The sequence below is a fragment of the Burkholderia lata genome (assembly GCF_000012945.1).
Classification (GTDB): Bacteria; Pseudomonadota; Gammaproteobacteria; order Burkholderiales; family Burkholderiaceae; genus Burkholderia; species Burkholderia lata.
This window is the reverse complement of record NC_007511.1, coordinates 1736441-1755096: the sequence shown is the minus strand read 5'-3', so window position 1 is coordinate 1755096 and position 18656 is coordinate 1736441. Positions and strand designations below refer to the sequence as shown.

The window sequence follows — 18656 nt, the reverse complement described above, 5'->3', positions numbered from 1 at the left end:
CGACGAGGGGAATTCGCTGAACACGTGAGCACGCGACCGTCCGGAGGCGATCCGGACGGTGGTGGAATGGGTCTCCAGCCTGATCGCGCAACCTGGCAACTGAAACTGGCGACGCAACAGACTAGGCACTGCGAACATCGACCGGGTGCTTGCGGCCATCGCCGCGGCCGCCCGGTTCGTACTTGCCGACTGCCGTCAGCATGCGCTGACCGCCGGCATCACATCACGCTCGCGAAGATTCGCCAGCGTAGGCCGGCGGCATCACGGCATCTCGTGCCGCCAATCGGATCAAACCGCGATACGCGCCAACCGGCTGCGGATGATCTCCGTCGCTTCGCTGACGATGCGATCGACGAGTTCCTTCACGGTCGGGACGTCGCGGATCAAGCCGACGACCAGGCCGCACGACCAGGCGCCCGCGTCGAGCGCGCCCTCCTTCATGATGCGCGGATACACGCCGGCGACCTCTTCGACGATATCGTCGAACCGGATACTCGCACCGAGCCTGTGTTCCTTTTCGAGAATGCGATCGACCGCGGCATTGCGCAGCACGCGTTCGGTATTGCGCAACGGGCGCATGACCAGACGCGTGTCCAGTTCGGACGCGGCGACCAGCGCCTGCTTCACGTTCTCATGCACCGGCGCTTCGCGGGTGGCGATGAAGCGCGTCCCCATGTTGATGCCATCCGCGCCAAGCGACAGTGCCGCAACCAGCGACCGCCCGTCAGCCATGCCGCCGGAGGCCACGAACGGAATCTTGAGCTCGTCGGCAGCGCGTGGCAGCAGGATGAAGTTCGGAATGTCGTCCTCGCCCGGATGGCCACCGCATTCGAATCCATCGACGCTGACCGCATCGCAGCCGATGGCCTCCGCCTTGAGCGCGTGGCGAATCGACGTGCACTTGTGGATCACCTTGACATGCGCGTCCTTGAGCGCGGCCAGGTAGGGCTGCGGGTTGTTGCCGGCCGTTTCGACAATCTTGACGCCACCTTCGACGATGGCCCGGATATAGCCGGGATAGTCGGGGGACGTGACAGTCGGCAGGAACGTGAGGTTCACGCCGAACGGCTTGTCGGTCATCTCGCGGCAACGCCGGATTTCGGCAGCCAGATCTGCCGGCGATCGCTGGGTCAGGCCGGTAATGATGCCGAGGCCGCCTGCGTTGGAGACAGCCGCCGCGAGCTCCGCGTACCCGACGTGGTGCATGCCGCCCTGGATGATCGGATATTCGATGCCGAAGAGTTCGGTGATCCTGGTTTTCATGATGTTTTCGGTTCAGGTTGAGACGAAAGCGCCTTTGCATGCCGGGAACGCGTTGCGACCACGACGCGCGCCACGGCACGGCTGAATCACCGGCGCGAAGCCGATGGAAATCCACGCAACCCGGCAACGGAAGCGCCGGAGATACCCGCGCGCCGGCCGCCTTTGCCTTCGCGCAGCCCGGACGGCACGCGATGCCGCCCGGCGCTGCTCGTCCGCCTTGACGATCGAGTCGCCGCCCGGCGCGCCGGTGCCAGGTGGATACCGACAGTTTCCTCGCAGTTCGAATTGCCGTACATTGGCTAAACTGACACATTGAATGCGATATCCGCCACGCCATGCCCCGCGCCGCCATCCTTGCGTATGACGATTGCTACGCCTCCAGCCTGGGCGGGTTCGCCGACATCCTTCAGATTGCAAACGCGCATGTGCGGCGCCAGAGAGGCGATGGACAAGCGCAATTCGAATGGCGGTTCGTCTCCCCGACCGGGGCGCCCGTCATGGCGAGCAACGGGCTACAGCTGAACACGGAGCCGATCCGGCCGCGCGAGCAGTTCGACCTGGTGTTCATTCCCAGTGCGCACTATGCGAGCGGCAAGGCCTTCGACCAGTTGCTGGCACGACAGTCGGCCGCATGCGACTGGCTGGTTTCGCAATGGAACGCCGGGGCCTACCTGGCGGCAAATTGCACCGGCACTTTCGTACTGGCCAACACCGGCCTCCTGGACGGGCGGCCCGCGACGACCACGTGGTGGCTGGCGGACCAGTTTCGCAGCCGGTTTCCCCGGGTCGACCTTCAGCTGGAACCCGTCGTCACCGAAGCGGATCGCCTGATCTGTGCGGGCGCGTCAGCGTCCTACCTGTTGCAGACGATTCATGTCATCGAGCGTTTCGCCGGGGCGGTCATCGCTGCGCAGTGCGCCAAAACGATGCTGATCGACGTCAGCCAGACGAAGCAATTGCCGTATCTCCCGCTGCTGACGGACAAGACGCACACCGATTCGCTGGTTCACCGCGCGCAGCATTGGCTGCAACAGCACATGACGAAGGACGTGAAGATGTCGGAGATGGCGCATGACCTCGGCGTGAGCGAGCGCACGATCATCCGCCGATTCCAGGCCACGCTGAATCAGCCGCCATTGCGATATTTGCAGAGCCTGCGCATCGAAGCCGCGCGCGGTTTGCTGGAGGCCGGCGATCTCAGCCTCGAGCGGATCACGGCCCGGGTGGGGTATAGCGATACGAGCTCGTTCTGCCGGCTGTTCAAGGAGAAGGTCGGGCTGAGCCCGGGTGCGTATCGTGATCGGTTTCGGCCTGCCGCGGAATCGCAATGATGACCGGTGGAAGTACAACCCCGTTCGCGCGGCGCTACGCCATCAGCGCCGGGACGCGGCTGCATGGGAGCTGAAACGCGTAGCCCGGCGACGTGACGGCACGCGCTGCCGCCCCCTGGAGCCCGAATCAACGCACCCACAGCTCGGCGAACGACACGAACCCCAGCGGCGCGGCCTCGTCGACACCGGCAACATGCGATGCCAGCTCGACATGCTGGTGCTCGTGCGAGATCGGGATCAACCACGCCGCATCGACCAGTTCCTTGCCGATGACCTCATAGTCCGCCATCCGCGCGCGCGGATCGGCTTGCGCCTGGACCGCATGCAGCCGGCGGTCCAGTTCGAGCGCGGCATGTTCCGACATCCATTGCCGGAACATGCTGTCGGCCCCGAACCATTCGAAGCAGCCGAAATCCTCGTCGTCGTGCAGGATCTCGCTGCCCAGCATCAGGTCGGCCGAATCCCGCCAGTCGCGCCGGATCAGCTCGGCATAAGGCAGCGCCAACACGCTCAGCCGGATATTCGCGTCGCGCAATCTGGCCTCGATTGCACGGGCCAGGCCCCGTTCATCGTCGGTCTGCCCCGTGACCAGCGTGAGCTCGGTGTATTGCGGCACGAAGGGTTCGGCGGCTGGTGTCGCGACGCGATGCCGCCACGCCGGCAGCAGCCCGGCCGCCGGCCGCCTCGCGGGATCGTCGTGACCGAACAAGCGGGCTGGCGCGAGCCAATCCGCCAGCGCCAGCCGGTCGGCACGCTCGCGGAACGCTTCGCGCGTGGCGTTGCAGACCAGGTACGTACAGCCCGCCTGCACGCGCACGATGCCCTTCTCCTCCGGCGCATGAGAAGCGGAGTACCCGAATCGGAGATCGAATCCGTCCGGCTGCTCGGCCGATGGCAGGAACCAGAGATCCAGCTCGTCGAGCAACGCACGCTCGCGATAGTGATCGCCGAATGCCGACAACGTGATCCGGTAGTCGCTGTGGCGCGTCAGCCTGAACGGCCCCGTGCCGACCGGCATGCGCGCAAAGTCGGCGTTCCGGCGGCGTGGCACGATCGACGCGTTGGCCGCCGCGACGCGCTGCGGCCAGAGATGATCGACGTCGCCGAGACGACATACGATCCGCCGCCCTTCGCCGATTTCCACGTCGAGCAGATGCCGGTACAGGCGCTGGAAATGGCTCGGCTCGTCGCGCATGCGCAGCAGGGTGTACCGCACATCTTCCGGCTCCAGAAGCCTGCCATCGTGGAAACGGACGTTCGGCCTGAGCCAGAAGTGCCAGACCCGCCCTGCCTCTTCCGGCTCCCAGTGATGCGCCAGCGCCGGCCTGACGCGCTGCGTGTGCCTGTCGAATTCGGTCAGTCGTGAAAATATCTGCCGCACCAGATGGGCCTCCAGCCGGCTGATCACCCGATAGGGATCGAGTTCGTCCACCGCCCGATAGAGGGGAATGCGCAAGCGATGGCCGTGAGAGCCGGCCGGATGGATTCCGAGGAAATCCGGAAGCCGCTTCAACAATTGCTGGCGCTGCTCATCGCCGAGGCTCGCGAACGCCTGCTCCAGTTCACCGTCCGCCAGCAGGCAGGACAGGCGATCGAGCACCGCATGCTGCGGGGCAACCAGCATCGTCAGCTTCGAGAAGTGGCCGCGGCCACGCGCCGCCTCCCACCGCAACCACCCTTGCGCCTCCATCTTGCGCAGCAGGCTCCGCACGTTGCGCTCGGTGCAGTTCAATGCCCGCGCAAGCGCCGGCAACCCGGGCTGGCCGCCCTGCTCGTCGAGAAACTCGCCAAGCCGATGAAACTGGTCGATCAGTCGCATAAAAGAGGAAACAAAGATTTCTGAATTTGCCGTTTTTATTCTGCTTGCCGTTATGCAGAATGTCCACGCACACAAAACAAGCCGATTCAAACCACCCGACCCGATACAGGCCAACAAGCAATGATCGAATCGATAGCGAGTTTATCTATCCAGGCTTTCGATTCGATCGCCATCGCATCAATATCGCCGTTTTAACGCGGCGTCGCCCTGGCCATCATCAACCTTTCCGGATAGTGAATGAGCGAGAAAGATTTCGGATATCAACCGTCCCACAATACGCTGGTCCATCAGGTCGAACGGCCGCATGGCGAACCGCGTCGCGAGCATTTCCGTTTCGTCCGGCAGCCGCTGGCGCCGTTGGCACCCGGCGAAGTGCTGGTGAGAAACGTGCATTTCTCGGTCGACCCGTATATGCGCGAATGCATGGACGGCGACTGGGCGCTGCACGCGCCGCTGGAAGGACGGACCATCGGCCAGGTGCTGCGCACCACCGACCCGATGCTTCGCCCCGGCGACTGGGTATTCCATCGCCAGGGGTGGCGCACCTACGCCCAGGTGCCGGCGCAAGCGCTGCGGGTCATCCGGCCCGTCGAGGGGGTACCGCTCACCGCCTGGTTGAGCATCCTGGGCGGCACCGGATTGACCGCGTGGGTCGCGCTGACCCGCATCGTCCGCCTGCAGCCCGGCGAATCCCTATATGTATCGGCCGCCGCTGGCGGCGTCGGTACCGCGGCCGGCCAGTTCGCCAAATTGCTGGGCGCGAACCGGATCGTCGGGAGCACCAGCCACGAGCGCAAGGCGCGACAATTGACCAGCGGCCTCGGTTACACCGACGCGTTCGTTTATCAGCCGGGGCAAGTCGGCGCGCAATTGCGCGAACGGATTCCCGAAGGGTTCGACGTCTACCTGGACAACGTGGGCGGCGAGCAGCTCGAGGCAGCCATTGCCGTCCTGAAAGACCACGGGCGCGCGGCGCTGATCGGCGCGGTCGCGCAATACAGCGCATTGCAGCCGCCTGCCGCGCCGCGCAATCTGTTCGACGTGGTGGGCAAGAGCCTGACGCTGCAGGGTTTCCTCGTGAAGGACTACGCAAACCTGCAGCAGGAGCTCGAGGCCTTCGCCATTCCCCACCTCCAGCGCGGCGACATCGTCGCGCCGGAGACGATCACGAAGGGCTTCGACACGATCGTCGACGCGTTTCTCGCGATGCTTGCCGGCGGCAATCTTGGCAAGGCCATCGTCAGCGTCGATACCGACGATGCTGGTGCGCTGTGATTTTTGCGTCGAGTTCGCGTGCCAATAATCTTCAAATCGAATGAAGAGAAAGCATGGATTTCAATTTACTCAACTTGACTGGATCAATTGATGATTTCCCATTTCAAATGACCAAGCGCGACCAGCGACTTTCCAACTTCATACACACAACGATAGAAAAAATGTCTATTTCTTAAACGAAATTCGATTGATCCGAAGTGCTCGCGATCTACCGGATCAACGCATTCTGGCTCGCTGATTCATCAGCCGACGCCCGTCGGTGAGCGCCGGCGATGAACGCATCGTGAAGTCAGCCCGCCGCCGCGTGCACACGCGGCCGGCGCGTATGCCACCCGACCGTCTGCTCCAGCGCAGCCGCGACCTGCAGCAAGACCGCTTCGCTGCCCATCGGCCCGGCGAGCTGCACGCCGACCGGCCGATCGCCCGACCAGCCGGCCGGCAGCGAGATCGCCGGCGTGCCCGTCACGTTGAAGAGCCCCGTGAACGGACAATAGTCGAACACCTTGTCACACCAGCCGCGCGCATCGAGCGTCGCGTCGTTCTGGTCGAGGTAGCCGAGTTCGACCGTCGGCATCCGCATGACCGGTGTAACCAGCAGGTCGTAGCCGACGAAAAAGGCACCGACCGCACGCGACACGCCATTGAACTGCATGAACATCCGCTGCAGGTCCAGCCCCGACAGCCCGCGACCGTGTTCGATGCATGCATGCGTGCACGCTTCCACGTCGCGCGGATCGTACGGGCGCCCGAGCGCCTCGGCCGCTCCCAACGCGACCGAGGCCAGGAATGCGGTCCACGCGGTGCAGCTCGCGGCCGCGAGCGCTTCCGCGTCGTACGCAGGCGTCGCGGCGTCGACGTCGTGGCCAAGGTGCTCGAGCGTGCGGGCGACCTGCTCTGCCGCGGCGACGCAGTCCGGATGCGTGACGCCGGTTCCGGGAAAGCGTGTCGCGACCGCCACGCGCAGCCGCCGTGCAGGCGTGCGGATCGCATCGGCATAGCGTACGGGCGGACGCCCGATGTCGAACATCGCGCCGGGCTCCGGCCCCTCGACCGCATCGAGGATCGCCGCGCTGTCGCGCACCGTGCGCGTGACGGCAAACTCGATGCCGAGGCCGAACAGCGGCAGGTTGTAGTCCGGACCGACCGGCGTGCGGCCGCGCGACGGTTTCAGTCCGACGAGCCCGCAGGCGGCCGCCGGAATCCGGATCGAACCGCCGCCGTCGTTCGCATGGGCAGCCGGCACGATGCCTGCCGCCACCGCCGCCGCCGAACCACCGCTCGATCCGCCCGCGCTGTACGCGGGATTCCACGGGTTGCGGGTCGGTCCGTGCAGGACCGACTCCGTCGTCGCGTTGAAGCCGAATTCGGGCGTCGTCGTCCGGCCGAACGTCGCGAAGCCCGCGCGCCTGAAACGCGCCATCAGCTCGCTGTCGGCGGGCGACACGTCGTGCCCGGCCAGCAGCCGCGAGCCGCTGTCGTTCGCGATGCCATCGGCATGCAGCACGAGATCCTTGACAAGGAACGGCACGCCGGCAAACGGGCCGTCCGCCGCGTACTCGAGCGGTGCGTCGAAGGTTTCGATGATCGCGTTCAGTTCCGGATTGACGCGTGCGGCGGCCGCTTTCGCGGCAAGCATCACGTCGTCGGCGCTGACGCGTCCGGCGCGAATCTCGTCGGCCAGGCCGGTGGCGTCGTAGCGCACGTATTCATCGATGTTCATGGGCGTTCTCCTGCGTTCCTCGGTGGCGCCGGGCGGCCGTCTGCCGCCCGCCGTGACGGATGTCGTGGTGGTCGGGGCTGACTGAAGCTGGAATGAAGCGGGGATGAAGCGACTTCATTGAAGCCCACGAAAAATCCGCCCGAAATCGTTCAGATGAACGATGGGAACCGGCAGGAAGCATGCGGTGAAACCGATGACGACCGTGCGTGTGCCTACGCAAGCGCGCCGTCGTCGTCCAGCACGCGGATCAGTTCGCTTTTGGTGGTCACGCGCAGCTTGACGTACACGCGGCGCAGATGATGCCGTGCGGTCGCGGGCGCGATGCCGAGCCGTTTCGCGACGCCCTTGTACGTGCAGCCGTCGCAGAAGATGCGCGCGACCGCCAGTTCGCGCGGGCTCAGCACGCCGCCGACGCCGACCGACCGCGCACGCACCAGCACGTAATCGCCGAGCCGTTCGCTTTGCAGCCGGATGTGTGTCCCGCTGAACACCGGGTTCGACGACGCGTCGTCGAACATGCGGGCCCGCGCCGCCTTCGGCAAACCCGCGCGATCCCACGACGGCCATTCGAGCGCGGCGAGTTCGAAAAACGTATCGTCCGCATACTGCAGCACGCCGTGCGAATCGAACAGCGCCGACGCGGCGCGGCCGACCGCACCGTCGGTCGCGTGCATCCAGTACAGGCGGTTGTATTCGAGCGCCGCCGCCATATGTTCGATCGCGAGTTCGAGCAGATGGGCGTCCGCAGCCTCGAAGCGGCGGCGTGTGCGGCGATACAGCGACAGGTGCGTGGCCCGGTGACGCTCGGGGTCCGTGCAGACGGCGAACAGCACCTGTGCGATGCCCTGGGCCTTGCAGAAATGCTGCATCGCGGCGTCCATCGGGACAGTCGACGTCGATGCGACGACGATCTTCTCCGGCGACGTTTCGGCCAGACGCGCCAGCGGATCGCGCAGCTTGACCTGTTCCCAGTCGTGCATGAAGCCGGGGTTCAGGTTGTGCAGGCACGCGCTGTGCGGCAGCGGGCCGTCGGGCAGGATGCTCGAATGACCGAACCAGGCGCCGTCGAAGTCGATGTGCTCGTTCATCAGCAGCAGGAGCCGCCGGTCGAATTCGTCGACGCGCGCCGCATGCGGCAACCGGTAGAGCGGCAGCAGCAGACGGCCGACACGCTGCGCAAGCGCGGTACCCCGTTGCGGGGCTGAGTGGGGGCGGATCGCGTCGCGAATCACTCGTCGTCTCCTGTCGCGTGCTGCGGCACGCGGGTCGTTGTCGTCGGTTGCCGTCAGCCGCCGTTCGTCGGGCGATTCTGTCATTTTTGCGGACGACGAGCCACTGGTCGGGCGCGCGCCCTTCCATCCCCATCCCTGCCACCGCCGCGCTATTCGTTTGTAGAATCGACGTGTTTATCGTTTACGGCACGGTAAAAGACATGATCCTCAGCCGCCGCCCCGACGCAGTCTTGCGGCGCTTCATCGACTCGGTCGGTGCGTCGCACCCGCCGTTTCCGAGCCGGAATGAACCGTGCCGCAAGCGCGTGCTGCCGGCCGGCGCGATGCACCTCGCGAATGTCGCGCGTTCACGGGACGGTCGCCCGAACAGTACCGGCAACGCGCGAACGCAAACAGCTTTCACGCGCCGCGCTGGCCCGATGCCAGGCGAGGCAGTCAACTGTGTTCAGGACCGGGCCCGCGAGGCCCGACAGGATCGAGCGACACCCACACCACCCACCGGAGGGCATCATGGCGATTCACGAAGTCTTTCCCTATTTGCGCGCCAAGCGCGCGGACGACGCCATCGCGTTCTACGCGAAGGCATTCGGCGCGCAGGAGAAATTCCGTCTCGTCGAGCCGTCGGGACGCATCGGCCACGCGGAATTGCAGCTCGGGCCGTGCACGCTGATGATCTCGGACGAGTTCCCCGAATACGATATCTTCGCCCTCGCCCCGGATGGCAACGCACCGATGTCGCTTCACCTGCATGTTGACAACGCCGACGCGACGATCGCCGCCGCGATCGCGGCCGGCGCGCAGCTGACACGCGCGATCCAGGACCAGTTCTACGGCGAGCGTTCGGGCAAGATTCGCGACCCGTTCGGTTACGATTGGCTGATCGGGCATACGATCGAAGCAATCGAACCCGATGAAATGCAGCGGCGTTATACGGCGCTGCTGTCCGGCGACCCGCAGAAAACCTGAACGGCGCACCGCGCGCGCCGGTCGACCACCCCGACATTCGCGATGCACTATCACCCCGACGACATCTACCGGCTTTACCGGGGCGTGCCGACGCTGCTGCTGAACCGTCCCGCGCCGGCCGAACAATTCCTGGCCGCCGCCGTCGAGACCGGCGCCGAACTCGGGCACGTGCTGCGCGACTACCCGCAGGTCCGTTACCAGCCGCTCGACTTCCACTACCTGTGCCAGCAAAGCCTGTCCGTGATGGATGACGCACTGCTGGCCGACCTCACGCACGACATGGATCACGGCTGGCGCGGCGCGCAATGGGCCGCGCTGTTGATCGCGTTATCGGGCGACGCTCGCCATCTGCCGCACCTCGACGCGGTCAGGCGCCACCGCGGCGTCGAATGGACGGCCGGGCTGGCGGATGCGGCGACAGGCCCCGATGCGCGCTCGTCGACCTTCCGTGGCTGTCGGTCGATCGTGCACTTGCGCGATCAGCTTGCCGCGTTGCCGCGCGTCTCTGTCCGGTTACGACGCGGGCTCTCGCCGGAAGCGCTCGAAGCCTGGACGATCGCCGTCCGTGCCGCATATCGAAGCGGTGGCGTTGAAACCGCGCTGCCGGTTGCCCGGCGCTAACCTGCTCGCCGTCGATCGCTCGACAGACGATCATGTGACGGCGGCTTGAATCACCCGACGTCGCCCGCGCACGTATCGCAAGCAAAGCAACGTTCTTCCCCGCGCACAGCCCCCGCCTCGCCGCGATTCCACGCGATTTCGCAGAGGACCTTTCCTGTGCAACGCCTTAATCGACCGCCACACGATCTCCAATAATGGCCGCTCGATCCGCCGGCCACCGGGCCGGGAAAACGATAAAAACTCCTATGCATTCCTACAAGATGAACAAGCACGCCAGCACGCGACTCGCGGGGACCGCCATTGCCACCTGCCTGACCGCCCTCGCGTCAGGCGGGGTACACGCACAGAGCAGCGTGACGCTGTACGGCCTGATCGACACGTCGATCACCTACGCGACCAATCAGCGGACGCACGGCGCCGGCTCGCCGGGCAGCGGCACCGTCGCGATGACGAGCGGCGCACTGAACGCGTCGCGCTGGGGGCTGCGCGGCCGCGAGGATCTGGGCGGCGGGACGGCCGCGGTCTTCACGCTCGAAAACGGCTTTTCGGGCACCACCGGCGCGCTGTCGCAGAAAGGCGTCGACATGTTCGGCCGCCAGGCATGGATCGGCCTGAGCTCGAAGACGGCCGGCACGCTCACGTTCGGCCGCCAGTACGACCTGATCCTCGATTTCGTGACGCCGCTCGGCGCGTCCGGCCCGGGCTGGGGCGGCAACCTTGCGGTTCACCCGTACGACAACGACGATTCGAACCGCAACCTCCGCATCAACCACGCGGTGAAGTACACGAGCCCGACTTACCACGGGCTGACGTTCGGCGCCATGTACGGGTTCTCGAACACGGCCGGCCAGTTCGCCAACAACGCGGCGTGGAGCGCGGGCGTGTCGTATGCGAGCGGGCCGCTGAAGCTCGGCGCCGGTTACCTGAAGATCAGCCGCGACCGCAATGCGCCGAACCCAAATGGCGCGCTCAGCACGGTCGACGGCTCGGCGACGATCACCGGCGGCAACCAGCAGATCTGGGCCGCGGCCGGCCGCTATGCATTCGGGCCGCATTCGGTCGGCGCCGCGTGGTCGCACTCGACCACCGACGGCGTGACGGGCGTGCTCCAGGGCGGCAGCATCGCGCCGCTGAAGGGCGAATCGCTGGTGTTCGACAACTTCACGATCGACGGGCGCTACGTCGTCACGCGAGCGTTGAGCCTTTCGGCCGCCTACACGTACACGATGGGCCGCTTCGACACGCGCACCGGCCAGACGCGCCCGAAATGGAACCAGGTCGTGGCGCAAGCCGACTATGCGCTGTCGAAGCGCACCGATGCATATCTCGAAGGCGTCTACCAGAGCGTGAGCGGCGGCAATGGCAATCCCGCGTTCAACGCGACCGTCTGGACGCTGACGCCGTCGGCGAACAGCAACCAGGTCGTCGTCGCACTCGGGCTGCGGCACAAGTTCTGACGACGCAACACGATCGGCGCAGCGCAATGCTACCGCGCCGATCGTGTCAGGCAAACCGCCCCGTCGTCATGCTCCGTGCCGAAAAGGCCGCGCCCGTGCGCGGCCTTTTTCGCTGTGGTTGCGCCCGCACGGAGGCAAGAATGCCGCCCGGTCTGTCGCGTCGGCGCAAAAAAATGCGGAGAAACTGGTCACGCTGTGACATTTTTCCTAATCTGTTTGCAGCGACGCCGAGATTTGGCGTTCCGGTCGCGACACTCTTTCATATGGCGCACCACCGGCTTACGAACACGATTCACATCAAGGGTGCCGGACCTTTCGCGCCGTTGCGGCCGGATACGGACGTGCCGATCGCACGCCCCACGCGTTCAACGCAGTCAACCGCTGGAGACGAACGATGAGCAAAACGAACCGATTTGCGGTCCTGGCAACCGTGGTACTGCTGGCCGGTTGCCACCACGCGGCCAAGACGCCCGAGAATGCCGGCATGGCGCCGACGCCGTCGAGCGAAGCCGTCGCAACGGTAACGGCCGACGAGCTCAATAATCCGAACAGCCCGCTCGCGAAGCGCAGCATCTACTTCGATTTCGACCAGTATTCCGTCAAGCCCGAATACCAGTCGCTGCTGCAGGCGCACGCCGACTACCTGCGCAGCCATCCGTCGCGGCACGTGCTGATCCAGGGCAACACCGACGAACGCGGTACGTCCGAATACAACCTTGCGCTCGGCCAACGCCGCTCGCAGGCCGTGATGAGCGGGCTCGAAACGCTCGGTGTGCCGGCCACGCAACTCGAGGCGGTCAGCCTCGGCAAGGAAAAGCCGGTTGCGCTCGGCCACGACGAGGATTCGTGGGCACAGAACCGCCGCGCCGATCTCGTCTATCGTTGATCGCGGGCCGCCGCGACGGCGGCTTCCGCTTCAGGAACAGCATCGCAACCCGCAGGCCGCGCAAGCGGCCGCGCGGTTCCGCCCGCGGCATGCTCGCGAGCAACGACACAGCGCCCGATGACGCACCGCGCCGCGTTCAACGCCGGCGTGCGAGCCGCCGATGAAGCCAGTGCGACAGCACGGCCGACGTCACGATCGCATCGAGCGTGGCGATCGCGTCGATGTCGCCGACCTTGTCGATTTTCAGCAGGTAGGCCACGAGTTCGACGAAGCCGATCATCGCGCCTGCCCCGACGACCATCCCCATCAGCACGAACCAGCGCCGCCGGATCCGCGTGCCGATTGCGCCCATGATGCCGCCCGCCACGGCCGCCGGCACGAAATAGCCGAACAGGAACGACGCGAAGAAGATCAGCGGCACCATGCCGGCGCTGACCTTCAGTACCTCCCACGACGGACCGTCGATCAACGACCACGCGATCAGCATCACGGCCGGCCAGACGAGCGATGCGACCAGCGGGCCGCCGACGGCAAACGACACGCAGCCGAACACGACGGGATGGGACAGACGCGACGGCGGACGTTCTGCGGTAGCGCTCATGTTTTTGTAGTCGGAATCGGAATGGCGGCTGCCGGAGTGTACCAAGGCACGGCAAGATGCATCCGGTCTGCCCCCCGTCACGGGCCACGATCCGCAAAAAGCATGGAATAAACCGCCCTCCCGAAACGTTTCATGTTCCGTCAGCACGCAGACGCGTGGTTCACGCGAACCGGCCTTTCCCGCGGCCTGCGCGTGGCAAGGAGGCGGACATGAAATCGTCAAGGTTGGCTGCGGCGCTGATCGCCGCGCTGGTGCTCGTGCTGTCGGCGGGATGTATGTCGTCGGGTAGTGGCCCTGCGCAGGGACCGGGCATGAGCCGGTATGGCGGTGGCAGCTCGGGAAGCAGCGGAGGCGGAGGCGGAGGCGGCAGCGGCTACTGAAGAGCCGCCGCGAAAAATCGGACGACGCGGCGCACGCGAGCACCGGAAACCGGTTGACTCGCGCGCGACGCCCCGCCCTGCGGCACGACTTAGCGCATGGCCTTCACGTCGGCCGGCGTGACGCTCGCGGGCTGGCCGCCCCACGTCGCACGCAGGTAGTTCGCGAGCTGCGCGAGTTCATCGTCGCTCAGCGTGTGCGCGAAACCCGGCATCGGCTGCAGGTTCTCGAACCCGGCAAACTTCTGCTCGCCGATGCCGTCGAGCATCGCGACCAGCAGGTTGCGCGGGTCGCCCTGACGCACCGTCGAATTGCCGTTCATCGGCACCGCCACGTGCGGCTTGCCTTCGCCGTTGAAGCCGTGACAGCCCGCGCAGACCGCGAGATACACCGAGCGGCCGGCCGCGAGCTGCGCGGCGTCGGCCGACACCGGCTTCACCGGTTGCGGCGCGGGCGGCGTGTCGCCCAGCAGGTACACGGACAGCGCGCGCAGGTCGTCCTTCGTCATGTACTGCGTGCTCAGGTGCACGACCGGGTACATTTCGCCGAACGCCGAGCCTTGCGGCGCGATGCCGACGCCGAAGAACGTCTGCAGGTCGGCACCCGTCCAGCCGCGCGCGGCCAGGCCGGCCGGCGTGATGTCGGGCGCGGCCACGCGGCCGAGCGCGGCGCCGGCGAACGGCTTCGCGCTGTCGAGCTGGCCCGTGAACGCACGCGGCGTATGGCATTCCGCGCAGTGGCCGAGTGCACCCGCCAGATAGCGGCCGCGCTGCCAATCGGCGGACTGGCCGGCCGACGCATCGGGCAGGCTGTCCTTCAGGAACACCATGTCCCAGAAGACCATCCCGAAGCGCAGGTTGTACGGGAACTTCAGCTCGTGCTCGCGGTTTTCCTGGGCGACCGGCTTGACGGTCTTCAGGTACGCATACATCGCGTCGGAATCGGCGCGCGTGAGCTGACGGTACGACGTGTACGGCATCGACGGATACAGGCGCTTGCCCGGCGCCTTGCCGTCGTGCAGCGCGGCGTAGAAATCGTCCGCGCTCCAGCTGCCGATCCCGTGATCCTTGTCGGGCGTGATGTTCGAGCCGTAGAACGTGCCGAACGGCGATTCGAGAGGCGCGCCGCCGGCGAACGGTGCGCCGTCCTTCGCGGTGTGGCACGCCGCGCAGTCGGCGGCCTTGACGAGATAGCGGCCGCGCGCGATCTGGTCGGCACCGGGCGCGCCGGAAGCCGCGTTCGAGGCCGGTGCGTCATGGCCGCCGCACGCAGCGAGCAGCAGCGCGCAGGCCGCGGCGAGCGCGGGGAAGCCCGCAGCCCGCGCGACACGATGAGCGAATGTGCGTTTCATGCGGCGTCCTTCACGAGTCCCGGCGTCGTCAGCACCACGTCCTTGACGGCTTCGTAGTAGCGGACATAGCCCGTGCAGCGGCAGAGGTGCGCGTCGAGCGCCTCGGTGATCGTGCGCTCGACGTCGGCCTTCGCAACCGGCTCGCGCTTCAGGCGTTCGATCAGCACGGTCGCCGCATTGACGAAGCCCGGCGTGCAGTAGCCGCACTGGAAGCTGAAGTGCTCGAGGAACTTCTGCTGGATCGGCGACAGCTCGACCACTTCGCCCGCTTCGTTGCGCTTCGCGTGACCTTCGATCGTGCGGATCGAGCGGCCGTGGAAGAAGTGCGCGCCGGTGATGCAGGTGCGCATTTCCTCGCTCGTGCCGTCCGGCTTGTCGACGATCACGACGCACGCGTGGCAGATGCCCTGCCCGCAGCCGAGCCGCGAACCGGTGAGGCCCACGTACTCGTGCAGGAACTCGATCATCATCAGCCCTTCCGGCACCTGCATCGGGCCGACGGACTTGCCGTTGATATTGATCGACAGCGGTTTCGACTGGAACCGAACGAGCGGACGCTCGACGGCGGCCGGTGTCGAAGCCGGTACAGCCGGGGCCGGGGCCGATGCCGGTGCGGCCGAAGCCGCGCTCGGCGCGGAAGCGCCGGTCGCAGCGGCGCTGGCGCTCGCGGCCGAAGCCGCGGTTTGGGCGGTCGTCATGCGAGCACCTCCTGAATCTTTTGCGGGGTCACCGGCAGGTCGGTGAAACGATGGCCGATCGCGTGCGCGATGCCGTTCACGATCGCGCCGACGACGGGAATCATCACCACTTCGGCGACGCCCTTCGGCGGATCGGTCTCGGACAGCGGCGGCAGCACGTCGCCCGTCTGCGTCCAGACGGCAACGTCGGACGCGCGCGGCAACTGGTAACGGTTGAAGTTCCACGTGCCGTTGCCGGGGCCGTCTTCATAGAGCGGCAGGTACTCGTGCAGCGCGTGGCCGATGCCCATCGCGAGACCGCCCTGCAACTGGCCCGACACGAGCTGCGGCGAAATCTGGTTGCCGCATTCCATGATCGAGTGGTGCGTGAGCAGCTCGACCTTGCCGGTCGCTTCGTGCACGGCCAGCTCGACCAGCGTGCCGACTGCCGTGTAGTACGTGACGGCCGCGTTGTTGCGGCTCGTCGGCGGGATGAACACGCGCTTGCGGTCCAGCACGCGGTAGCCGTTCGCGGTCGGCGCCAGCGTGCCGCGCATCGCGGTCGCGCCGGCCGGTGCGGCGGTGCCGGGCACCGGGCCGTTGTCACCCGTCTTCGGCGCGCCGACGCGCAGCGACAGCCCGTCGATCGGCAGACGCTCGACCGAGCCGCCCACTTCGAACTCGGCGTCGGTCCACTGCCAGCGGTTGAACACGTGCACGACGGCGCCGGTCGGCAGGCCGAGCGCATAGGCCTGCTTCGCGAGCTGCTCGAACGACAGCGGCTCGAGGCCGTCGGCGGTCAGCTTGCCGTCGACCCAGCGCGCGTCCTCGATGCGGATCGTGTACGGCGCCGCCTGGCCGCCGCCGAGGCCGCGCGTCCAGATCGACATCGCAGCCGGCCACAGGCCGTAGCGGAACACCGCGCGCGCGGCTTCGCGCGTGCTGTGCGTGAAGTAGTACGCGGAGTTCGTCGCGCTCGACGGCGACGCATAGCTCGGCGACCAGCGCGGGTTCGCGCTCAGGCGATCCTGGTCGGCCTGCGACATGATGTACGGATCGCCGCTGGTCTCGACCGGCAGGTCCGGCCATTCGGTCACGGCCACGCGCACTTCCGTTGCCGGACGACCCAGCCATTTCGCGACCGCGACGGCCTGCGACGTCGACATCCCGGTGCCGATCTCGGCTGCCGTATGTTGCAGCGACACCTTGCCGTTCTCGTCGAATTCGACCTTCGCGAACGACGCTTCCGCGCCCGTGCCGAAGTCCTTCTGCACGCACGCGAAGCCGACGCCGTAGCGCTTGCCCGGGTTCGCGGCCTCGTATTCGGCCTTGCGTGCGGCACGGCGCGTCCACAGCGGATGCTGCTTCGAGCGCTCGAGCACCTCGTCGACGCGCAGCGCGCCGGCGGGAATCGCACCCTGCGTGTTCTTCATCCCCGAACGCAGCGCGTTGCGCAGGCGGAAATCGATCGGGTCGATGTTCAGCTGCGCGGCGATCTCGTCGACCGCCATCTCGGTCGCCGCCATGCTCTGCAGCGTGCCGTAGCCACGCGCGGAGCCGGCATCGATCGCGCGCGACGCGATCGCGACGGCAGCCAGGTCGCTCTTCGGGAAGTAATAGATCGATTGCGCGGCCGTCGCACCCACCATCGCCACCGACGGCGAGAAGTTCGAGCGCCCGCCACCGTTCGCTTCGAAGTCGCCCTTGAACGACTGCAGCAGGCCCGTGTTGCGGTCGACCGCGATCCGGTAATGCATCTTGAACGCGTGACGCTTCAGCGACGTCTGGAACTGCTCGTAGCGGTCGTTCGCGAAACGCACCGGGCGGCCGTCCGCGTACAGCGCGCAGACGAGGCCGTAGAACGGCACGTTGAAGTGATCCTTGGAGCCGTAGCCGACCGTGTAGCACGGATGCACGAACAGCTTCTTCACCGGGAAGCGGCACTTCGCGACCATCGCGGCCGCGTTCTCCGCCACTTCAAGCGGCGACTGGGTCGGCACGACGAGGTGCAGCGACTGCGTCGCGCTGTCGTACCAGCAGTTCGCGTTGTCGGGCTCGAGCGCGGACGTGTCGACCGACTGCGTGTTGTACTCGCGGTCGAACACGAGCCAGTCGGCCGACGGATGGTCGAGCTCGCCGGCGATCTGCCCGGCCAGGAACATGCCCTGCTCGTCGAGCTTGCCGTGCTCCTTGCCGTCCGGCCACACCGGCAGGTGCTTGCGCATCATGCTCGGGAAGATCGGCGCGTCCTTCAGGCTCGAATAGACGTCGTCGTCATAGGCGGTCTTGCCGCCCACCCGCACGTAGCGGAAGGTGCCCCACGGATCGCGCTCGAGCGGGCCCGTGACCGCGCCGTAGCGGATCACATCGTCGCGGAACTTGAGCGCGTTCTTCGCGAAGCGGAAGCGCGCGAAGTCGTGGTAGATGAGGATCGCGACCGCATGGCCGAGATACGCGGGCGTCTTGCCGGCCGGCAGCAACATGTCGTCGCCGTAGAACGTCGGGAACGCGACGCCGTCGCGCGCGAGATCGTCGGCCGTGACCACGCGGTCCGGCTTCAGGTCGTCGCCGAGCAGCGACAGGTCGAAGCCTTCGTACGTGCGGTCGGCCTGCGTGACGCGCAGGATCAGCGCATGCGACTGCTGCTGCGGCCAGTGAGGCATGTCGGCTGCGCGCACGTCACGGGCGAACACTTTCGAGCCCGTGACCTTCGCGATGCCGTCGATGCGGAATTGGGGGATGCCGGTGACGCTATCCCATTTGACGGGGGTGAGGAGTTTTTCTTCGAAGAGCGCCGCGAATGCGCGGCTGCCCAGGGGCGCGACATACACTGCGACGCCCGCCAGCACGCTGGCTTTCAGAAAACCCCGCCGTGACAGGCCGTGGTTTTTCATTGGGGGGAACCTCCTGATGCGGCTCGGACGGCGATCGGGTGTCGCGACGTTCGGAGCGGCGCGCATTCTGGCATTGTTTTAGATATATCGCCTATAGTATTTCTCACATGAAATACTTATTGAATTTCTTATAACGGCATTCAGCCGGGCTGCGACAGCCGGTCGCGGGACGCGATTCGTCTGCA

14 protein-coding genes are annotated in these 18656 nt (G+C 66.4%); 6 read left to right on the top strand and 8 right to left on the bottom strand.

Annotation, left to right across the window (positions count from 1 at the left end; genetic code table 11):
* Positions 1 to 288: 288 nt before the first annotated feature.
* Positions 289 to 1263 (bottom strand): NAD(P)H-dependent flavin oxidoreductase, encoded by a 975-nt coding sequence (locus BCEP18194_RS30555; protein WP_011355157.1) that lies wholly within the window; start codon positions 1261 to 1263, stop codon positions 289 to 291.
* 335 nt (positions 1264 to 1598) lie between these two features.
* Between BCEP18194_RS30555 and BCEP18194_RS30550 the strand changes: the two genes are divergently transcribed.
* Positions 1599 to 2594 carry a GlxA family transcriptional regulator gene (locus BCEP18194_RS30550; RefSeq protein ID WP_011355156.1) on the top strand — a complete coding sequence of 332 codons (996 nt, stop codon included), beginning with the start codon at positions 1599 to 1601 and terminating at the stop codon, positions 2592 to 2594.
* Positions 2595 to 2721: 127 nt separating this feature from the next.
* On the opposite strand, the gene BCEP18194_RS38870 is transcribed toward BCEP18194_RS30550, so the two are convergent.
* Positions 2722 to 4413, bottom strand: a complete 1692-nt coding sequence (locus BCEP18194_RS38870; protein ID WP_011355155.1) for an SgrR family transcriptional regulator — start codon at positions 4411 to 4413, stop codon at positions 2722 to 2724.
* A 237-nt stretch (positions 4414 to 4650) separates the two neighbouring features.
* On the opposite strand from BCEP18194_RS38870, the gene BCEP18194_RS30540 reads away from it, so the two are divergent.
* Positions 4651 to 5688, top strand: coding sequence for an MDR family NADP-dependent oxidoreductase (locus tag BCEP18194_RS30540; RefSeq protein ID WP_011355154.1), 1038 nt, complete (start codon positions 4651 to 4653; stop codon positions 5686 to 5688).
* 289 nt (positions 5689 to 5977) lie between these two features.
* Here BCEP18194_RS30540 and BCEP18194_RS30535 read toward each other — a convergent pair whose 3' ends face one another.
* A complete protein-coding gene (locus tag BCEP18194_RS30535; RefSeq protein ID WP_011355153.1) occupies positions 5978 to 7408 on the bottom strand; it encodes an amidase in 1431 nt (476 codons plus the stop codon).
* 212 nt (positions 7409 to 7620) lie between these two features.
* On the bottom strand, positions 7621 to 8640 hold the full coding sequence (locus BCEP18194_RS30530) for a helix-turn-helix transcriptional regulator (protein WP_041493300.1): 1020 nt from the start codon (positions 8638 to 8640) through the stop codon (positions 7621 to 7623).
* 510 nt (positions 8641 to 9150) lie between these two features.
* Here BCEP18194_RS30530 and BCEP18194_RS30525 point away from each other — a divergent pair.
* From BCEP18194_RS30525 to pal, 4 genes are all read left to right on the top strand, one after another.
* A complete protein-coding gene (locus BCEP18194_RS30525) occupies positions 9151 to 9606 on the top strand; it encodes a VOC family protein (protein WP_011355151.1) in 456 nt (151 codons plus the stop codon).
* 42 nt (positions 9607 to 9648) lie between these two features.
* Positions 9649 to 10227 carry a hypothetical protein gene (locus BCEP18194_RS30520; RefSeq protein WP_011355150.1) on the top strand — a complete coding sequence of 193 codons (579 nt, stop codon included), beginning with the start codon at positions 9649 to 9651 and terminating at the stop codon, positions 10225 to 10227.
* Positions 10228 to 10472: 245 nt separating this feature from the next.
* On the top strand, positions 10473 to 11684 hold the full coding sequence (locus BCEP18194_RS30515) for a porin (RefSeq protein WP_011355149.1): 1212 nt from the start codon (positions 10473 to 10475) through the stop codon (positions 11682 to 11684).
* A gap of 394 nt (positions 11685 to 12078) precedes the next feature.
* Complete coding sequence (pal, locus tag BCEP18194_RS30510) at positions 12079 to 12570, top strand: peptidoglycan-associated lipoprotein Pal (protein ID WP_011355148.1); 492 nt, start codon at positions 12079 to 12081, stop codon at positions 12568 to 12570.
* A 136-nt stretch (positions 12571 to 12706) separates the two neighbouring features.
* On the opposite strand, the gene BCEP18194_RS30505 is transcribed toward pal, so the two are convergent.
* The 4 genes from BCEP18194_RS30505 to BCEP18194_RS30490 all read right to left on the bottom strand — a co-directional run bounded on the left by BCEP18194_RS30505 (position 12707) and on the right by BCEP18194_RS30490 (position 18471).
* A complete protein-coding gene (locus BCEP18194_RS30505; RefSeq protein WP_011355147.1) occupies positions 12707 to 13171 on the bottom strand; it encodes a hypothetical protein in 465 nt (154 codons plus the stop codon).
* Positions 13172 to 13640: 469 nt separating this feature from the next.
* Positions 13641 to 14900, bottom strand: a complete 1260-nt coding sequence (locus BCEP18194_RS30500) for a cytochrome c (RefSeq protein WP_011355146.1) — start codon at positions 14898 to 14900, stop codon at positions 13641 to 13643.
* On the bottom strand, positions 14897 to 15598 hold the full coding sequence (locus BCEP18194_RS30495) for a (2Fe-2S)-binding protein (RefSeq protein WP_011355145.1): 702 nt from the start codon (positions 15596 to 15598) through the stop codon (positions 14897 to 14899). The genes BCEP18194_RS30500 and BCEP18194_RS30495 overlap by 4 nt, the downstream gene beginning before the upstream one ends.
* Positions 15595 to 18471 (bottom strand): xanthine dehydrogenase family protein molybdopterin-binding subunit, encoded by a 2877-nt coding sequence (locus BCEP18194_RS30490; protein ID WP_011355144.1) that lies wholly within the window; start codon positions 18469 to 18471, stop codon positions 15595 to 15597. The genes BCEP18194_RS30495 and BCEP18194_RS30490 overlap by 4 nt, the downstream gene beginning before the upstream one ends.
* Positions 18472 to 18656: the final 185 nt, after the last annotated feature.

Excerpts from the sequence above, each read along its gene's own strand:
- BCEP18194_RS30555 (WP_011355157.1), bottom strand. The coding sequence starts at position 1,263 with ATGAAAACCAGGATCACCGAACTCTTCGGCATCGAATATCCGATCATC.
- BCEP18194_RS30550 (WP_011355156.1), top strand. The coding sequence starts at position 1,599 with ATGCCCCGCGCCGCCATCCTTGCGTATGACGATTGCTACGCCTCCAGC.
- BCEP18194_RS38870 (WP_011355155.1), bottom strand. The coding sequence starts at position 4,413 with ATGCGACTGATCGACCAGTTTCATCGGCTTGGCGAGTTTCTCGACGAG.
- BCEP18194_RS30540 (WP_011355154.1), top strand. The coding sequence starts at position 4,651 with ATGAGCGAGAAAGATTTCGGATATCAACCGTCCCACAATACGCTGGTC.
- BCEP18194_RS30535 (WP_011355153.1), bottom strand. The coding sequence starts at position 7,408 with ATGAACATCGATGAATACGTGCGCTACGACGCCACCGGCCTGGCCGAC.
- BCEP18194_RS30525 (WP_011355151.1), top strand. The coding sequence starts at position 9,151 with ATGGCGATTCACGAAGTCTTTCCCTATTTGCGCGCCAAGCGCGCGGAC.
- BCEP18194_RS30520 (WP_011355150.1), top strand. The coding sequence starts at position 9,649 with ATGCACTATCACCCCGACGACATCTACCGGCTTTACCGGGGCGTGCCG.
- BCEP18194_RS30515 (WP_011355149.1), top strand. The coding sequence starts at position 10,473 with ATGCATTCCTACAAGATGAACAAGCACGCCAGCACGCGACTCGCGGGG.
- pal (WP_011355148.1), top strand. The coding sequence starts at position 12,079 with ATGAGCAAAACGAACCGATTTGCGGTCCTGGCAACCGTGGTACTGCTG.
- BCEP18194_RS30505 (WP_011355147.1), bottom strand. The coding sequence starts at position 13,171 with ATGAGCGCTACCGCAGAACGTCCGCCGTCGCGTCTGTCCCATCCCGTC.
- BCEP18194_RS30500 (WP_011355146.1), bottom strand. The coding sequence starts at position 14,900 with ATGAAACGCACATTCGCTCATCGTGTCGCGCGGGCTGCGGGCTTCCCC.
- BCEP18194_RS30495 (WP_011355145.1), bottom strand. The coding sequence starts at position 15,598 with ATGACGACCGCCCAAACCGCGGCTTCGGCCGCGAGCGCCAGCGCCGCT.
- BCEP18194_RS30490 (WP_011355144.1), bottom strand. The coding sequence starts at position 18,471 with ATGAAAAACCACGGCCTGTCACGGCGGGGTTTTCTGAAAGCCAGCGTG.